We start from the raw sequence: 16,130 nt of genomic DNA, 5'->3' as shown, positions 1-16,130 counted from the left end.
TACTTGCCTCTTGCTGAAATACTGTCCCTTTTTTGTTTCCAAATCGTATATTCGGCTGTTGCTGACCAAGCCGTCGGGCGGTGCTTAGTGCCCATAAACCTCGCCGGGATCGAAATGCAGATGATCGTCGACGACGTTCAGCACAGGCTTTCCATCCTCCAGCTCGACCGTGCGATAGAAGCAGGAACGTCGTCCAGTATGGCATGTTGCATCGTGACCGGCGACCTCAACTTTCAGCCAGATAGCATCCTGATCACAATCGGTACGCATCTCCTTCACCGTCTGCAGATTTCCGGAGGTTTCACCCTTTTTCCAGATTTTCCCACGCGAACGGCTGAAGTAATGCGCCGTTTTTGTCTTAATGGTCAGTGCCAGGGCCTCGGCATTCATATGCGCGACCATCAGCAATTCACCGTCATGGGCGTCGGTGACGATCGCGGTGATCAGACCGCGATCATCGAAACGGGGCGTGAAATCGCCCGCATCCTCAAGCTCAGATTTATCTTCAGAAGGCTCGTTGAATACCAGGTTCATCTCGGCTCTTTCGTGGAAAGCCCTATCAGCGGCTCCGGACCATGGTCATGAAGCGGACCTGCTCGGCCGGATCGGCCTTGAAGGCGCCGGTGAAGGTCGTCGTCAACGTCGACGAGCCCTGCTTCTGCACACCACGCATCGCCATGCACATATGCTCGGCTTCGAGCATGACGGCGACGCCGCGCGGGCGCAGCGAGTCATCGATGGCGTTGGCGATCTGGGCGGTCATGGCCTCCTGCGTCTGCAGGCGGCGGCCGAAGATTTCAACGACACGGGCGATCTTCGACAGGCCAAGAACGCGGCCATTCGGGAGATAGGCGACATGCGCCTTACCGATGATCGGTACCATGTGATGTTCGCAATGCGAGAAAAATGGAATGTCGCGCACGAGGACCATGTCATCGTAGCCGGAAACCTCCTCGAAGGTGCGGCCGAGCACGTCCTCGGGGTTCATCTCGTAGCCGGAGAAGAGTTCGCGGTAAGCCTTGGCGACGCGCGTCGGCGTATCGAGCAGGCCTTCGCGCTCCGGATCGTCACCTGCCCAGCGAAGCAGAACGCGGACAGCGTCTTCGGCTTCCTTTTGCGACGGGCGGTCCGATACCGGATTGGATTCAAGCGCTTGCGGAAAGTTCTTTACAATGGCGTCCATTACCTGTGGTCTCCTGATCCGCACCGCGGATCTCATTTTGTCGGACTCGCCACTGGTATCCTCCGGAACGTGGAGAACTATGCACCTTTGGCGGGCTCCGGGGCGTTCTGGCTGGCGGACAAGCCTGCCGTCCTGCACGGTTTCCCATCAAACTTACAGAAGACCATTGCAATTTGATGGCCTTCGAACGACATACATATAGTATGGCATTGTCCCTGTGAAAGTATCCTAACGAGACACGCTGTGTTTTTTGTTATGAAACACAAAACGGGGCGCGTCGGAGCAAAGCGATCATGGACGACATCTACAACAGCAAGATCTTGGAATTTGCCGGCAATATCGAACGCATCGGCAGCCTTTCCGACGCCGATGCAAGCGCTCAGGCCCATTCCAGACTTTGCGGCTCCCGCGTCAAGATCTGGCTCAAAATGGACGGCGACGTCGTGACCGATTTTGCCCACGACGTCAAGGCCTGCGCCCTCGGACAGGCATCTTCCTCTATCATGGCGCGCCATGTCGTCGGCGCTACCGCCTCCGAAGTACGCCAGGCACGCGAAGACATGCTCGCCATGCTGAAGGCGGACGGCGAGGGGCCAACAGGACGCTTCGAGGATATGCGCTATTTGAAGCCGGTTAAGGATTACAAGGCGCGGCATGCCTCGACGATGCTGACCTTCGATGCCGTCGTGGATGCGGTCGGCCAGATCGAGGCGGCGCGCGGCTCCAACGAGGCCATAACGGCCGAAGCCGTTTAATCGGGGCCGCACGGGATGTGCCATCTCTGCTCCATGCAAGATGACGAGGATGACGGAGGGGCGGCTGCGAGCTCCAAAAGGCTACGGCGCGACAAAATACCTCCTCACCACAATGGAAAGCCAAGCCATTCCCGCAATTATTCCGGCCCCTTCCGCAAGACGCCCGACCGGCTCCTCGGCATGGGTCTCATCCGCTTCTATCAACTGACCCTTTCCGGTTTCATCGGCAATTCTTGCCGTCATATCCCGACCTGCTCGGAATACGGCTACGAATCCGTCGCCCGTCACGGTCTATGGGCCGGCGGTTGGATGACGCTCTTCCGAGTGGCGCGCTGCGGGCCAGGAGGCACCAGCGGTCTCGATCCCGTGCCGGAGACGATGGGGACCCGCTATCATTGGTGGATGCCCTGGCGTTACTTTTTCATCGGCCGGAAACCGGCCGGAGCGGCATGAAGACTTACGTCGCATTGCTCCACAGCATCGTGCTCGGTGCCGGACGCAGGGTGGTCATGAGCGATCTCAAGGCAATGGCCGAGGGGCTTGGCTTTTCCAACGCCAGAACGCTTGTTGCGACCGGCAACCTCGTTTTCGAAGCGGAAGAACAGCCGATGGCGGAAATCGAGGCGCGTCTTGAGGCGGGATTTACCAAGGCTTTCGGCAAATCCGTCGACATTATCGGCCGCGATGCCGAGGGATGGCAGAAACTTGCCGCTGGCAATCCGTTCAAGGATGGCGAGGGCAGCGAAGTCATCGTCCGCGTCATGCGCAAGCCGCTCGATGCTTCTGTTATTGCTGGGTTCGATAAGAATCGTGGCACCGAGCGCATCACAATCGTCGATGGCGACCTCTGGATCGACTTTGGCGGCAAGGCAAGCGAGACGCGTCTGCTGCCAGCGCTGACCACCAAACGCCTCGGCGTCGGCACGTTGCGCAACTGGAACACCGTGCGCGGATTGGCCAAGATGATCGGCAAGTAAAGGCTGCTTTTCCTTTACTAAATCGCTAAATATCGCTATCAGGCGACCGCATTCAATCAAGATTGATTGACCGCATCTTTCAAAACCACCCGCATTCGTTGGCGGGACTGGACAAGGAGAATTTCGATGTCCCAATCCGTTTCCCTGACATTTCCCGATGGTTCCGTGCGCAGCTACGATGCTGGCGCAACCGGCCGGGATGTTGCCGAATCCATTTCCAAGTCGCTTGCCAAGAAGGCCGTCGCCGTTGCGATCGACGGCACCGTGCGTGACCTTTCCGATCCGATCACCGAAGGCAAGATCGAGATCATCACCCGCAACGACGACCGAGCGCTGGAACTGATCCGGCATGATGCGGCGCACGTCATGGCGGAAGCGGTGCAGGAACTGTGGCCCGGCACGCAGGTCACCATCGGCCCGGTCATCGAAAACGGCTTCTACTACGACTTTGCCAAGAACGAACCCTTCACGCCCGATGACCTGCCGGTCATCGAGAAGAAGATGCGCGAGATTATCCAGCGCAATGCGCCGTTCACCAAGCAGATCTGGTCGCGCGAAAAGGCAAAGGAAGTCTTCGCCTCCAAGGGCGAGCGCTACAAAGTTGAACTTGTCGATGCCATTCCGGAAGGGCAGGATCTCAAGATCTATTACCAGGGCGATTGGTTCGACCTTTGCCGTGGTCCTCATATGGCTTCCACCGGGCAGATCGGCTCGGCCTTCAAGCTGATGAAGGTGGCGGGCGCCTATTGGCGCGGCGACAGCAACAATCCGATGCTGACCCGCATCTACGGCACGGCCTTCGCCGAGCAGGCCGATCTCGATAACTACCTGCACATTCTTGCGGAAGCCGAGAAGCGCGATCATCGTCGTCTCGGCCGCGAAATGGACCTGTTCCATTTCCAGGAAGAGGGCCCCGGCGTCGTCTTCTGGCACGGCAAGGGCTGGCGGATGTTCCAGACGCTGGTGTCCTATATGCGCCGGCGGTTGCAGGGCGACTATCAGGAAGTCAACGCGCCGCAGGTGCTCGACAAGTCGCTTTGGGAAACCTCGGGTCACTGGGGCTGGTATCGCGACAACATGTTCAAGGTTACCGTCGCCGGTGATGACACCGATGACGATCGCGTCTTCGCGCTGAAGCCGATGAACTGCCCCGGCCACATCCAGATCTTCAAGCATGGCTTGAAGTCCTACCGCGAACTGCCGATACGGCTTGCGGAATTCGGTGCAGTGCATCGCTACGAGCCATCGGGTGCTCTGCATGGCCTGATGCGCGTGCGCGGCTTCACGCAGGACGATGCCCACATCTTCTGCACTGACGAGCAGATGGCCGCCGAGTGCTTGAAGATCAACGACCTCATCCTGTCGGTCTATGAGGACTTCGGCTTCAAGGAGATCGTCGTCAAGCTCTCGACACGCCCGGACAAGCGTGTCGGTTCCGACGACCTCTGGGACCGCGCCGAAAGCGTGATGATGGACGTGCTGAAGACCATCGAGGCGCAGTCCGAAGGACGCATCAAGACCGGCATTCTGCCGGGCGAGGGCGCTTTCTACGGGCCGAAGTTCGAATATACGCTGAAGGACGCAATCGGCCGTGAATGGCAGTGCGGCACGACGCAGGTCGACTTCAACCTGCCGGAACGCTTTGGCGCCTTCTATATCGACCAGCATTCCGAAAAGACGCAGCCGGTGATGATCCATCGCGCCATCTGCGGCTCAATGGAGCGCTTCCTCGGTATTCTGATCGAGAACTTCGCCGGCCATATGCCGCTTTGGGTCTCGCCGCTGCAGGTGGTGGTCGCGACCATCACTTCGGAAGCCGACGAATATGGCAACGAGGTTGCTGAAGCGCTGCGCGACGCCGGGCTCGATGTCGAGACCGATTTCCGCAACGAGAAAATCAACTACAAGATCCGCGAGCATTCGGTGACGAAGGTTCCAGTGATCATCGTCTGCGGTAAGAAGGAAGCCGAGGAGCGCTCGGTCAACATCCGCCGCCTCGGCAGCCAGGCACAGACGGCAATGTCGCTCGACGAAGCCATTGCCTCGCTGGCGCTCGAAGCGACGCCGCCGGATGTCTTGCGCAAACGTGAAGCCAAGCGGGCCAAGGCCGCTTGATATCAGATGTTGTCTGACGGCACCTTCAAGGAGCCGTCAGACAACTGACATGAAACTTTAATATATATGATGAATCAAACTGTTGCGCGCCTTTCCTGACATTCGGCGCAATTGAATTCAAGGAGCGGGGCAGCCCGTCGCGGATTTGGATTTCAAAGAATTATCCTACGCCAATGAACGGGATACGCGCATCAAGCGCTGGTTCATCCGCTCCATCGAGGGCCTTTCGGGGCGCGATCGCTATGCCCGGCTTTACGACATCTGGCGCAGCGATATCGTCGGCAAAAGCGAACGTGTCTTTGGCAAGATGCTCGATCTCATCGATGTGCGCTTGATTGCCAAGGGCGAATGGCCGCCGCAGGACATTCCCGATGCGCCGATCGTCATCGTCGCCAACCATCCCTTCGGTATCGGCGACGGGATCGCCGTCCTGGCACTCGCCGAACAGCTCGGCCGTCCGTTCAAAGTGCTAATCAACAACGAACTGTTGAAAGTGCCTGAGATGAACGACTATTCGCTGCCGGTTTCGTTCGAGGAAACCAAGGAGGCGATGGCGATCAATATGAAGACGCGCCACGAGGCCGTTCGCCTGCTCAAGGAAGGAACGACAATCATCGTTTTTCCCGCCGGCGGCGTCGCAACGGCCAAGAAGGGCTTTGGCCGCGCCGAGGACTTGCCGTGGAAAATCTTTCCGGCAAAGCTCATTCAGGCGGCGCGCGCCAGCGTCATTCCCATCTATTTCGAAGGGCAAAACGGCCGGCTCTTCCATCTTGCCAGCCGCGTCTCGATGACCCTGCGCATCTCGCTGCTGATCCGCGAGTTCCGCCGTCTTTCCGGCAGCACCATCACTGCTCATGTCGGCAGGCTGATGAGCTGGGAGGCACTCAGCGAAGGCAACGACCGCAAGGATTTGTTGTCGAAGCTCTACAGTGCGGTATTTTCCATGGCGCCTCCAAGGCGGGCGCTACGGAAGAAGGCCGTATAAAGACCGGCGCACGCAAATTCGAAGCCCGTCTCGCCTCAGTCCATGCTTTCGCCATCGTCGCCGCCAGCCGACGGTGCCAATTGCTCGTAGGTCGGCAACGGGTGCTGCTGGCCAGAGGCGGCCGGCTTCGTTTGCGGGGCTTGGTTTTGCTGCACCTGTGCCGACGGGATGGGAATCTGCTGCGCGGGCTGCTGCTGATCGTTGGCGTCCTGCGGCTGCTGTTCCTTCATCAGCACTTCAATATCGGTATTCTTGCCGGCCGCGACGGCAAAGTCGCGCTGATAGATCTTGTCCTTGTTGCGGGCAATGGCCGTATATTGGCCCTCCGCAAGTACCATGGTGGGGAAGGCGCTGAGGCTTTCGCCGACGATATCGCCGGAAGAAGTCAGGATCGACCAGGCCGTATCGGCGATCGCCTCACCGCCGGCGTCCGACACCAGCTTGAAGGTGATTTTCGCCGCCTTGTGCTGAATCGTCGCTTCGGTCACCTTGCCGGTTTCCACCTGGATGTCGGCACGGATGACGGCGTTGACGGCACCATATTCGGAGACGACGTGATAGGTGCCGGCGCTGAGGCCCACCAGCGTGTTCGGCTTGACACCGGACATGACGAGACCGCGCTCGCCGTCTTCCTTCGCATCGTTGGAATAGATCGAAAAACTCAGCTCATCCGGCGGGATGCGTACGTCGGAGCCGGAGACGGCGTTCAGCACCATGCCACCGGCGTCGAGGACCATGATCTGCTTCTGCAGCACGCCGCTTTCAGGCACGGTCAACTTCTTGGTGACGCCGGCGCGGCCGAAGGAGACGTTGACGAAATAATCGCCGGGCATGAGATGAAAGGACGCCGAGCCGCCTTTCGAGCTCGCAACCAGCGGCAGCTTGCCGTCGGCACCGGCAAAGGGGCTGAAGACATACCAGGAAAGGCCCTGCAATTGCGGGCCGCTGTCAGGCCCCAGCTTCGCCTCGAGCGAGACGTCGCGCAGCGTTTGAGCGGATGAATTTTCCCCGCCCGGCGCGATGAAGGCGTTGAGCTTCGGCATCTTCACGCTACCGTCGAGCTGCTTGAACTCCTTGAAGGCATCCTGCGCCGACGCAACAGTGCTCAGGCTCGCGAGTATCGCGAAAGCCGTACCCAATCGGCGAGCGGATGAAATGCCTGACATGAGTTCCTAACCGATTGACTTCCGGTAAAACACACGCCACTTCAAGACCAATGCAGTGGCAAATTCAAGACCCACTTCCTCCCGCGCATGAAAATGAAAGCAATCATTCCATGAAAACCGATATCAAGCTGGTCGATTATCTGGCGGTGCGCCGATCCATTCCCGCTTTTCAGATGATGGAACCCGGCCCGGATAAAGCCGAAATCGAAGATATTCTGCGGCTCGCCTCGCGCGTGCCGGATCACGGCAAACTCGCCCCGTGGCGCTTCATCGTCTATCGCGGCGAAGAGCGCGCGCGGATCGGCGAAGAGCTATTGAAGCTCGCGCTCGAAGCTAAGCCGGACTTGTCCGAAGAGATGATCCAGGTCGAGCGTACGCGGTTCACCCGCGCGCCGGTCGTTATTGCAGTCGTCAGCAAGGCGGGGCCGCATTTCAAGATCCCGGAATGGGAACAGTTGATGTCGGCCGGCGCGCTTTGCCTTAACCTGCTGATCGCGGCGAATGCCCATGGCTGGGTTTCGAACTGGCTGACCGAATGGTTCGCCTATGACGAACGTGCCTATCCGCTGCTCGGCGTCCAGCCGGGCGAAAAGGTAGCCGGCTTTATCCATATCGGTTCTTCCACCTTCCCATCTACCGAGCGCCCGCGCCCGGAATTGACCGAGACCGTGACCTGGGTCGGCGGCGAAGACGCGTGATGTTCTACACGACGGACACCAATCGCCATGGCTTGGCCCATGATCCCTTCAAGGCCATCGTTGCGCCGCGGCCCATCGGCTGGATCGGCAGCAAGGGCAGGGACGGTTCGCTCAATCTATCGCCTTACTCCTTCTTCAACGCAGTCAGCGACCGGCCAAAGCTGGTAATGTTCTCGTCGGCGGGCCGGAAGGACAGCGTTCGCAATGTCGAGGAAACCGGCGTTTTCACCGCCAACCTCGTCAGCCGCAACCTCATCGAAAAGATGAACCATTCCTCGATCGCCGTGCCTTACGGTATCAACGAGTTCTCCCTGGCCGGGCTGACTGCCGAACCCGGCAGGCTGGTCGACGCTCCCTATGTCGCCGAAGCCTTTGCCGTGCTCGAATGCCGGGTGACCGAGGTCATGCAGCCTAAGGGGCTGAACGGCGAGCCATCGGAAAATATCATGGTCCTCGGCCAGGTCGTCGGCATCCATATCGATGAGGCAATCATTCGGGACGGCCGGCTGGATATGGCGCTGGCGCGGCCCGTCGCACGCATGGGCTACATGGACTATAGCGAGGGCAGCGATGTCTTCGAACTGCTGCGGCCAAAAGCGCCGTGACATCAGTGCTCTGCCGGGCCTCGCATTAGTGGTTAATAAATAAGGTAAACGGCCCGTAAACCTTTCATCGTTAACGTATCCGATATGAGTTTGCGGGCCGAGAATCGTCCCGCCGATATCGAGGCGTTACGTGATCATAGAAGCATTTCTTCGCTGGGCCGAGACCGCCAAAGCAGAGGGTAGGGCGAGGGCTGCCAATGCACTCGGGCGGGCCTATCTGCAATCGGTGATGCCACGAGAAGAGCGGGCCGCCGCCGAGATGGCGATGACCTATATGCTCGACGATCCATCGCCGCGCGTGCGCCTCTCGCTGGCCGAGGCCGTAGCCCGTTCCCCGGATGCGCCGCGTAACGTCATCCTGTCGCTGGCGGAAGATCAACCCGAGATCGCGGGGCAGGTCATTCTGTTTTCCCCTGTGTTCACCGATGCAGATCTTGTCGACCTCGCGCTGCGCGGTAGCAATGTGACGCGCGTGCTGATCGCCTCGCGCGGACGGGTATCGCGGTCGGTTTCCGCAGCGCTCGCCGAAATCGGCGGTGAGACCGAAATCCTTTGCCTATTGGAAAACGACGGCGCCTCGTTGTCGCGCGCTTCGTTGAAGCGGATCGCCGAGCGCCTTGGCGATCACGCCGACATACGCGGTCTGCTTCTGGATCGAGACGCGCTGCCGTCTGACATCCGTCACCTTCTGATGCGGCATGTCAGCGAGGCGCTGGCGGGCTCAAGTCTCATTCAGGCCACGATCGGCGCGGGCAGGCTTCAGCACCTTACGCGGGAGGCCAGTGAGGCGGCGACGGTTTCCATCGCCGGCACAGTGCAGCATGAGGACATTCCCGATCTGGTCGAGCACCTCAGGCAGTCCGGCTGGTTGACGCCGGCTTTCCTGATGCATGCGCTTTGCTCCGGCAAGGTGGACTTCTTCGCCGGCGCGATCACCAATCTTTCGGCCTGCGACGAGCGGCGCGTGCGCTCCATCCTTTCCACCGGCCGCGTTTATGCCGTCCGCGCGCTTTATGAATCCGCCGGCCTGTCGCGCGATATCAGCCTGGTCTTTGTCGAGGCGACATTGATCTGGCGTGAGGCATCGCGCGCCAATGGCGGCACCATGTTGGAAAATGTTTCGGCGCGGTTGATGCGTAAGTTCCGACTTGCAGAACAATCGCCCATCGCGGCATTGCAATTGCTGGACATGGTGGAGAAGCTTGCCAATGCGGAGCGCCGGCAGACGGCGCGGACATTCGCGGCTCTGGCAGCTCTTGCCGCAGCGTGATAGTCATCGGCTATTGCAGCTTTAGGAATCTATCTTGCCGCTAACAATTGCCGTTGAATCACCGCGCCAAGACGGCGTTATCCGTCTTCTCGACATGTCCAGTGCCTATGCGCAGTCGCTCTATCCGCCGGAGAGCAACCACTTGCTCGATCTGGAATCGCTGGAGAGGCCCGAAGTGACCTTCTGGGTCGCGCGGCTCGATGGCAATGCGGTCGGCTGCTGCGCGCTGGTCGAGGCGGGGGATGGCACCGCGGAGATCAAGCGTATGTTTGTCGATCCGCTTGCCAGGGGACGCAAGGTCGCACAGATGCTGATGGAAGCGCTGGAAGAAAAAGCGACGGAAAGGACGCTGACGGCGCTACGGCTCGAAACCGGCATATATCAGCCGGAGGCAATCAGCCTCTACAGCAAGTTCGGCTATACGGAGATCGGACCGTTCGGCGGCTACGGGCTTGATCCGCTCAGCCTGTTCATGGAGAAGACTTTCCCGCAGGGATAAGACGCCCAGATTCCAGAGATTGGAGCGACCTTTTGCGCGCTCGAATGAACGTACGGCGCCCTAATCAGCCGTCCGAACCGTCCCGGATACGCAATTGCAGTTCCGGCTCCTGAGCGTGCTGTTCCTCGGTCAATTCCGCCTCGCGGATCCATTCGCGCCAGATAGCGACGATGATGGCCATGAGCACCGGGCCGATGAACAGGCCGAGGAAGCCCATGGTCTTGACCCCGCCGACAAGGCCGAAAAAGGTCGGCAGGAAAGGCAGCTTGATCGGGCCGCCGACCAGCTTCGGCCGCAGCGTCTTGTCGACGATGAAGAGTTCGACCGTCCCCCACACGAATAGCCCAGCGCCCGCCCAGGGTGAGCCGCTGGCGAGCAGATAGATGGAGACGAGCGACATGGAGAGCGGCGCGCCGCCAGGCACGAGCGCCATGACCCCCGTCAGAACGCCGAGCGTGACTGCCGATGGCGCGCCCGCGATCCAATAGGCAACGCCCAGCACGACGCCTTCGCCGATGGCGATCAACGTCATGCCCATGACCGTGGAGCTGATCGTTGCCGGGACAACGCGAGAAATGCGCTCCCAACGGTTCGGCAGGATACGTTCGCCCAAAAGATCGACCTGACGGACGAAGCTGGCTCCGTCGCGATAGATGAAAAACAGGGCGATCAGCATGAACAGCAAAGTCAACACGACGTGGAAGGCGCCGCCGCCGGCGGCAAGCACTGCCCGATAGATATTGCCGATATGGGCGCCGCTGACGAGCTGCGCCAATTCGCCGATGGAACCGGGGCTGCCGACATATTGCGTCCACTGATCGCCAAGCCAGGAGCCGATTATCGGCAGCGCCAGGATCCATTGCGGCGGTGGCGCACCATCGCGGTTGACATGTACTGCCCAGGTAAACCATTCGCGCACCTCGCCGACCATATAGATGGCCGAGAGCACGATCGGCAGCACCAGAAAGGTCACGATGAAGGCGATGGCGATGGTTGCCGCAAGCGTCGTGTTGCCGTTGGTGCGGCGCACGAGGTCACTATAAAGCGGCCAGGTGGCGAAACCGATCACCGCCGCGGCCAGCACGGGAACGAGAAAACCGTAGAAGAAATAGATGCCGGCAGCGGCAATCAGGATCAGCAGCCAACGCGCCGCCGAAATCGACGGAATAAGGGCCATGCGCGCGGGCGCGCTCGGCCCCAGCCAACGCGGCTCCCTTGGCTTATGACGTTCGAATACACCCACCGGACTTGCTTCACTCTTTTTATTAGATCAACCGGTTATGGGGTATGATCTAGGCTGTTTCAAGGGCCTCTACTTGAAAGCCTATATATTCCGTTGCCGTGACAGCCGGACGACTACCGACGCGAGAGTAGACCGCCTATTATTGCGGCCGGCGGATGACCTTGAAGGCAAAGAACTGTGTCTTCTGCGTCGGATTGAAATTGTTGTCGGCAACGAAAATCAACACATCCGTACCGTCTTTCGCCTTGCCGAAGGTGATGCCCTCGATGTTGTCAGGCGCAAGGCCGAGCGCGCGCAGATCCATGACCTGGGCCTTGCGCACGGGCACGATACGCTGATCGGTCTTCGCCAAGGACGGGATGTTCGAAACATCGGTTGCGCCTTCGAGATCGAACATATTGATGACGGCCGAATTGCCGACATCCTGCGCATAGCCGCGTTCGATCGACAGCACGTGCCGGTCGTCCAGCGCCACGAAATCCGACATGCCGAAATCATTCCAGCCGCCAGGTTTGCCAGCCGCCTGCGGGATCGGCGAGACCGGATAGACATATTGCGCCTTCTGTTCGCCGGTGGCCGCGTCATAGCGGATCAGGCGGGCAAGCGCGCCGTTGGTCAGCGTCGCTATCGGCCCGTCCTGGTAAAGCGCCGATTCCATGCCGACGAGGAGATCGCCGCCGGAGAGAAAGGTCAGGTCCTCGAAAGCCAGATTGTCGCGGATGCCGGTGCTCTTGTCGGCGGTCGGTGCAAAGCCTGCGGGTAGCGGCAGTTCGCGCACGAAGCTGCCGTCGCGATTGGCAACCCGCACGAAAGGCGGCAGCAGCGCCTTGCCGTCGCCTTCGCTGCTCCAATAGATGCCGTCCTTGCCGATGCGGATCGACTCCGAATCCACCGTGCGGGTAGCGAATGGCTGGCCGTTCTTATCTTTCAGCGTCACGTGATCGAGCACCGTCACGCCCTTGAGGCCGGCGGCGCTGACATCGATATCGAGATCGTAGAAGCGCGCTGGTGCCTTTTCGGAGCGGTCGTCGCTGATGGAGACATAATGGCCGGTCGAAGGGTCGAAATCGATGCCGGAGAGACCGCCGACCTCAACGCCGTTTTCCATGAATCCTGTCGGAATGTCGTATTCGCCGAGATAGGAGAGGCTGATACCCGCCTTGCAGTCACCGAAGGGGCAGGGGACATCGATCGTACCGATGTCGGTGGCCTGGGCAGCGGTGGAACCGAAAAAAAGGGCAGCGGCGGCAGTCATCAAAAAGGGCTTCAACATGGCGATATCGTCACATCCGGATCATGAGTTGGCGGGTTCGCAAAGATGCCGCATCTATGCATCCGCCCGTGACGCTTTCGTTACGGATATCGGTCAGTTCGATAAAAATATCGCGAAGTCGCTTTTGCCGCAGCCGGAGACGCAGCCGCTAAATATCCAGATTCTCCGCAAATGCCGCACGCTCCTGGATAAAGCGGAAACGGGCATCCGCCTTGGTGCCCATGAGATTGTCGACGGCTTCGCGCGTGCCCTCGAAATCCACCTCGTCGATCTCGACACGCAAGAGCGTACGTCTCGCCGGGTCCATCGTCGTTTCCTTGAGCTGGGCAGGAAGCATTTCGCCAAGGCCTTTAAAGCGGCTGATCTCGACCTTACCTTTGCCTTTGAACTCGGTCTCCATCAGCTCCAGCCGATGGGCGTCGTCGCGGGCGTAGATGGATTTCGACCCCTGCGTGATCTTGTAGAGCGGTGGCACGGCCAGGAAAAGGTGGCCTCCACGGATCAGCTCGGGCATTTCCTGATAGAAGAATGTAATTAGCAGCGAGGCGATATGGGCGCCGTCGACGTCGGCATCGGTCATAACGACGATGCGCTGATAACGAAGGTCCTCTTCGCGATATTTCGAGCGCGTGCCGCAGCCGAGCGCCTGGACGAGATCGGCGATCTGCTGGTTGGCGGAGAGCTTCTCGCGGCCGGCGCTGGCGACGTTGAGGATCTTGCCGCGCAGCGGCAGGATCGCCTGGTTCGTGCGGTTGCGCGCCTGCTTGGCGGAGCCGCCAGCCGAATCACCTTCGACGAGGAAGAGTTCGGCGCCTTCGGCGGTATTCTGCGAACAATCGGCGAGCTTGCCCGGCAGGCGCAGCTTGCGCACCGCCGTCTTGCGGTTGACTTCCTTCTCCTTGCGGCGGCGCAGGCGCTCCTCGGAACGCTCGATCACCCATTCCAGCAGCTTTTCGGCTTCGGCCGGATTGTCGGTGAGATAATGATCGAAGGGATCGCGCAATGCATTTTCGACTATGCGCTGCGCCTCGACGGTCGCGAGCCTGTCCTTGGTCTGGCCGACGAATTCCGGTTCGCGAATGAAGATGGAAAGCATGCCGACGCCGGAGATCATCACGTCGTCGGTGGTGATACCCGCCGCGCGCTTGTTCTGCGTCATCTCGGCATAGTTCTTCAGCCCCTTAGTGAGCGCGATGCGCAGGCCCGCTTCATGCGTGCCGCCTTCGGGGGTTGGAATGGTATTGCAATAGGAATGGATCTGCGGGTCGCCGCCGTACCAAGTGATCGCCCACTCCAGCGAACCATGGCCGCTTGCCTTCTCCGACTTGCCGGCGAAAATCTCGCGCGTGACGGTGAACTCGTTGCCCATCGTCGCCTTGAGGTAATCCTTCAGACCGCCGGGGAAGTGGAAGACGGCCTTTTCCGGAACATCGGAGCCTCCATGCACCAATTCCGGATCGCAGCTCCAGCGGATCTCTACGCCGCCGAAAAGATAGGCTTTGGACCGCGCCATACGGAAGACGCGGGCAGGATCGAACTTGGCATGCTCGCCGAAGATCTGCGGATCGGGATGGAAGCGCACGCGGGTGCCGCGACGGTTATGGACATCGCCGAGTTCTTCCAGCCCGCCCTGGGGCAGGCCACGCGAAAAGCGCTGGCGATAGAGCTTGCGATTGCGCGCCACCTCGACTTCGAGATCATCGGACAGCGCATTGACGACAGACACGCCGACGCCGTGCAGACCGCCCGAGGTCTCATAGGCCTTGCCGTCGAATTTACCGCCGGCATGCAGCTTGGTCATGATGACTTCGAGCGTCGACTTGCCCGGCACCTGCGGATGGTTTTCGACCGGAATGCCGCGGCCATTGTCGGTGACGGTCAGATAGCCCTGCTGGTCGAGATACACGTCGATGAAATCGGCATGGCCGGCGACGGCCTCGTCCATGCAATTGTCGATGACTTCGGCGAAGAGATGATGCAACGCCTTCTCGTCCGTGCCGCCGATATACATGCCGGGGCGCATGCGCACCGGCTCCAGCCCTTCGAGAACGCGGATCGAATTCGCCCCATATTCCTCGGCAGTCGAGGTGGCCGGCGCAGGGCGCGGGGCAGGGGCGGCCACAGGCTTTTCAGCCTTGACGACCGGCTTGTCCGCCGCTTCCGGTTTCGGCGAAAGGGGCAGTCCGGAGAAGAGATCGTTGCTGTTATCCATGGAACTGTTCAGATTTGTCCTTGAAGGGGTCATACCCCAAAATCACCGCATTTGCCGTCAGTTTCGCGAATCACCGTGATTCTGCCAGAAACGACGCGCGAGCGCGATGGCACCCCGGTAACGGGGCAAATTCGGAAAAAAGATTTGCGTTGCCGGGCGGCGAATGGCAAGCCCGTGGGCCTATCGAGGGAAGTGTCCGCATGCGAATGTCCACAGCTCATTTGTCGATTTTAGCAGCAATTGCGGCGTTTTTGCCGCTAGCAGCCGCGTCGGGTGCCGCCGCAGAGGCCTTGAAGCCTTTCAAGGATGACCTGTTTTCCAATCAGACGGTCCTCGAAAGCCATGACAATGGTGCTTTCCAGACGATCGACTACCAGGAAATGCGGGACATCAACGGCCGCGACGAGGTGCCGGAACGGCGCGTCAAGCCGGCCTATGTCGCCACCGGCGTGCGATGGAAAGCGCAAGAGGACGAAACTTTGCCGCTCGGCGACCGCAAGCTCGACGTGACCCGCATCGGCCCGGCATCCAAGCAGGCCTTCACAGTGATCTTCATCCACGGCCGCGGCGGCGACCGCAGGCTGGGGTCGAACGACTACACGTTCGGCGGTAATTTCAACCGGCTGAAAAACCTCGCCTATATCAGCGGCGGTACATACTACGCGCCGAGCGTAAAGAGCTTCGACAGCGACGGCGTCGCCGACATCGCGGCCCTGATCCGCTATTCCTACGAGCAATCCGGCGGCAGGCCTGTCATCCTCACCTGCGCCTCCATGGGCAGCTTCATTTGCTGGGGTATCACGCGCGACGCTGAAAGCGTCAAGCGTCTGAAAGGGATGGCGATTTTGAGCGGAGTCACCGATCCGGATTTCGTCAAAAGCGCTTTCTACAAGGCGAAGTTGCCGGTCTGGTTCACCCATGGCAGCAAGGACCCGGTCTACGCCGCTACCGACCAGGAAGCTCTGTTCGAAAAACTCTACAAGACGCATTACCCGACGCGATTCACCCTGTTTGCCACCGGCAACCATGGCACACCGGTACGCATGACCGACTGGCGGAAGGTGCTGAATTGGCTCCTTGATCCACAGCCGTCATAATTTTCTTCGAAAAAATTTCGATTTAATTTCGGAAAAGCGATTTTTTAAACGG

At 59.8% G+C, this 16,130-nt stretch carries 16 protein-coding genes; 10 read left to right on the top strand and 6 right to left on the bottom strand.

The genetic code is table 11. From position 1 onward, the window contains the following. Positions 1-84 precede the first annotated feature (84 nt). Both hisI and folE read right to left on the bottom strand, forming a co-directional pair. Complete coding sequence (gene hisI / locus PH547_RS01720; RefSeq protein ID WP_260303873.1) at positions 85-534, bottom strand: phosphoribosyl-AMP cyclohydrolase; 450 nt, start codon at positions 532-534, stop codon at positions 85-87. A gap of 25 nt (positions 535-559) precedes the next feature. Next, positions 560-1,183, bottom strand: a complete 624-nt coding sequence (gene folE / locus PH547_RS01715; protein ID WP_104823151.1) for a GTP cyclohydrolase I FolE — start codon at positions 1,181-1,183, stop codon at positions 560-562. Between the two features lie 293 nt (positions 1,184-1,476). Between folE and PH547_RS01710 the strand changes: the two genes are divergently transcribed. The 5 genes from PH547_RS01710 to PH547_RS01690 all read left to right on the top strand — a co-directional run bounded on the left by PH547_RS01710 (position 1,477) and on the right by PH547_RS01690 (position 6,015). Beyond that, positions 1,477-1,938, top strand: a complete 462-nt coding sequence (locus PH547_RS01710; protein ID WP_260303872.1) for an iron-sulfur cluster assembly scaffold protein — start codon at positions 1,477-1,479, stop codon at positions 1,936-1,938. Positions 1,939-1,953: 15 nt separating this feature from the next. Beyond that, the gene (gene yidD, locus PH547_RS01705) at positions 1,954-2,391 is read left to right on the top strand and encodes a membrane protein insertion efficiency factor YidD (RefSeq protein ID WP_260303871.1); all 438 of its coding nucleotides are present in this window, start codon (positions 1,954-1,956) and stop codon (positions 2,389-2,391) included. Next, complete coding sequence (locus PH547_RS01700) at positions 2,388-2,915, top strand: DUF1697 domain-containing protein (protein WP_260303870.1); 528 nt, start codon at positions 2,388-2,390, stop codon at positions 2,913-2,915. Before yidD ends, PH547_RS01700 begins: the two co-directional genes overlap by 4 nt. A 126-nt stretch (positions 2,916-3,041) precedes the next feature. Continuing rightward, positions 3,042-5,030: a threonine--tRNA ligase gene (thrS, locus tag PH547_RS01695; RefSeq protein ID WP_104823147.1), complete on the top strand. Its 1,989-nt coding sequence runs from the start codon at positions 3,042-3,044 to the stop codon at positions 5,028-5,030. A 145-nt stretch (positions 5,031-5,175) separates the two neighbouring features. Continuing rightward, positions 5,176-6,015: a lysophospholipid acyltransferase family protein gene (locus PH547_RS01690; RefSeq protein WP_104823146.1), complete on the top strand. Its 840-nt coding sequence runs from the start codon at positions 5,176-5,178 to the stop codon at positions 6,013-6,015. Positions 6,016-6,050: 35 nt separating this feature from the next. On the opposite strand, the gene PH547_RS01685 is transcribed toward PH547_RS01690, so the two are convergent. Further along, entirely contained in the window at positions 6,051-7,181 is a 1,131-nt protein-coding gene (locus tag PH547_RS01685; protein WP_104823145.1) for a hypothetical protein, read from the bottom strand. A gap of 110 nt (positions 7,182-7,291) precedes the next feature. Here PH547_RS01685 and PH547_RS01680 point away from each other — a divergent pair, with 110 nt between their 5' ends. The 4 genes from PH547_RS01680 (at position 7,292) to PH547_RS01665 (ending at position 10,253) form a co-directional block, all read left to right on the top strand. After that, a complete protein-coding gene (locus PH547_RS01680; RefSeq protein WP_104823144.1) occupies positions 7,292-7,879 on the top strand; it encodes a nitroreductase family protein in 588 nt (195 codons plus the stop codon). Then, complete coding sequence (locus PH547_RS01675; RefSeq protein ID WP_104823143.1) at positions 7,879-8,484, top strand: flavin reductase family protein; 606 nt, start codon at positions 7,879-7,881, stop codon at positions 8,482-8,484. The genes PH547_RS01680 and PH547_RS01675 overlap by 1 nt, the downstream gene beginning before the upstream one ends. 130 nt (positions 8,485-8,614) lie before the next feature. Continuing rightward, a complete protein-coding gene (locus tag PH547_RS01670; RefSeq protein ID WP_445944990.1) occupies positions 8,615-9,754 on the top strand; it encodes a DUF2336 domain-containing protein in 1,140 nt (379 codons plus the stop codon). Positions 9,755-9,788: 34 nt separating this feature from the next. Then, positions 9,789-10,253, top strand: a complete 465-nt coding sequence (locus PH547_RS01665) for a GNAT family N-acetyltransferase (RefSeq protein ID WP_199773551.1) — start codon at positions 9,789-9,791, stop codon at positions 10,251-10,253. Positions 10,254-10,317: 64 nt separating this feature from the next. Here PH547_RS01665 and PH547_RS01660 read toward each other — a convergent pair whose 3' ends face one another. From PH547_RS01660 to parE, 3 genes are all read right to left on the bottom strand, one after another. Next, positions 10,318-11,496, bottom strand: a complete 1,179-nt coding sequence (locus tag PH547_RS01660; RefSeq protein ID WP_104823141.1) for an AI-2E family transporter — start codon at positions 11,494-11,496, stop codon at positions 10,318-10,320. 139 nt (positions 11,497-11,635) lie between these two features. Then, a complete protein-coding gene (locus tag PH547_RS01655) occupies positions 11,636-12,769 on the bottom strand; it encodes an esterase-like activity of phytase family protein (protein WP_104823140.1) in 1,134 nt (377 codons plus the stop codon). Positions 12,770-12,917: 148 nt separating this feature from the next. Continuing rightward, positions 12,918-14,981: a DNA topoisomerase IV subunit B gene (gene parE, locus PH547_RS01650; protein ID WP_104823139.1), complete on the bottom strand. Its 2,064-nt coding sequence runs from the start codon at positions 14,979-14,981 to the stop codon at positions 12,918-12,920. Positions 14,982-15,181: 200 nt separating this feature from the next. Here parE and PH547_RS01645 point away from each other — a divergent pair, with 200 nt between their 5' ends. Next, on the top strand, positions 15,182-16,078 hold the full coding sequence (locus PH547_RS01645; RefSeq protein ID WP_104823138.1) for a dienelactone hydrolase family protein: 897 nt from the start codon (positions 15,182-15,184) through the stop codon (positions 16,076-16,078). The last annotated feature ends 52 nt before the right edge of the window (positions 16,079-16,130 follow it).

The sequence above is a fragment of the Rhizobium cerradonense genome, assembly GCF_030182455.1.
Taxonomy (GTDB): Bacteria; Pseudomonadota; Alphaproteobacteria; order Rhizobiales; family Rhizobiaceae; genus Rhizobium.
This window is presented reverse-complemented; position numbering and strand designations above follow the sequence as displayed.

Excerpts from the sequence above, each read along its gene's own strand:
- PH547_RS01655 (WP_104823140.1), bottom strand. The coding sequence starts at position 12,769 with ATGTTGAAGCCCTTTTTGATGACTGCCGCCGCTGCCCTTTTTTTCGGT.
- PH547_RS01680 (WP_104823144.1), top strand. The coding sequence starts at position 7,292 with ATGAAAACCGATATCAAGCTGGTCGATTATCTGGCGGTGCGCCGATCC.
- parE (WP_104823139.1), bottom strand. The coding sequence starts at position 14,981 with ATGGATAACAGCAACGATCTCTTCTCCGGACTGCCCCTTTCGCCGAAA.
- PH547_RS01645 (WP_104823138.1), top strand. The coding sequence starts at position 15,182 with ATGCGAATGTCCACAGCTCATTTGTCGATTTTAGCAGCAATTGCGGCG.
- PH547_RS01710 (WP_260303872.1), top strand. The coding sequence starts at position 1,477 with ATGGACGACATCTACAACAGCAAGATCTTGGAATTTGCCGGCAATATC.
- PH547_RS01685 (WP_104823145.1), bottom strand. The coding sequence starts at position 7,181 with ATGTCAGGCATTTCATCCGCTCGCCGATTGGGTACGGCTTTCGCGATA.
- PH547_RS01675 (WP_104823143.1), top strand. The coding sequence starts at position 7,879 with ATGTTCTACACGACGGACACCAATCGCCATGGCTTGGCCCATGATCCC.
- PH547_RS01700 (WP_260303870.1), top strand. The coding sequence starts at position 2,388 with ATGAAGACTTACGTCGCATTGCTCCACAGCATCGTGCTCGGTGCCGGA.
- yidD (WP_260303871.1), top strand. The coding sequence starts at position 1,954 with ATGTGCCATCTCTGCTCCATGCAAGATGACGAGGATGACGGAGGGGCG.
- thrS (WP_104823147.1), top strand. The coding sequence starts at position 3,042 with ATGTCCCAATCCGTTTCCCTGACATTTCCCGATGGTTCCGTGCGCAGC.
- hisI (WP_260303873.1), bottom strand. The coding sequence starts at position 534 with ATGAACCTGGTATTCAACGAGCCTTCTGAAGATAAATCTGAGCTTGAG.
- folE (WP_104823151.1), bottom strand. The coding sequence starts at position 1,183 with ATGGACGCCATTGTAAAGAACTTTCCGCAAGCGCTTGAATCCAATCCG.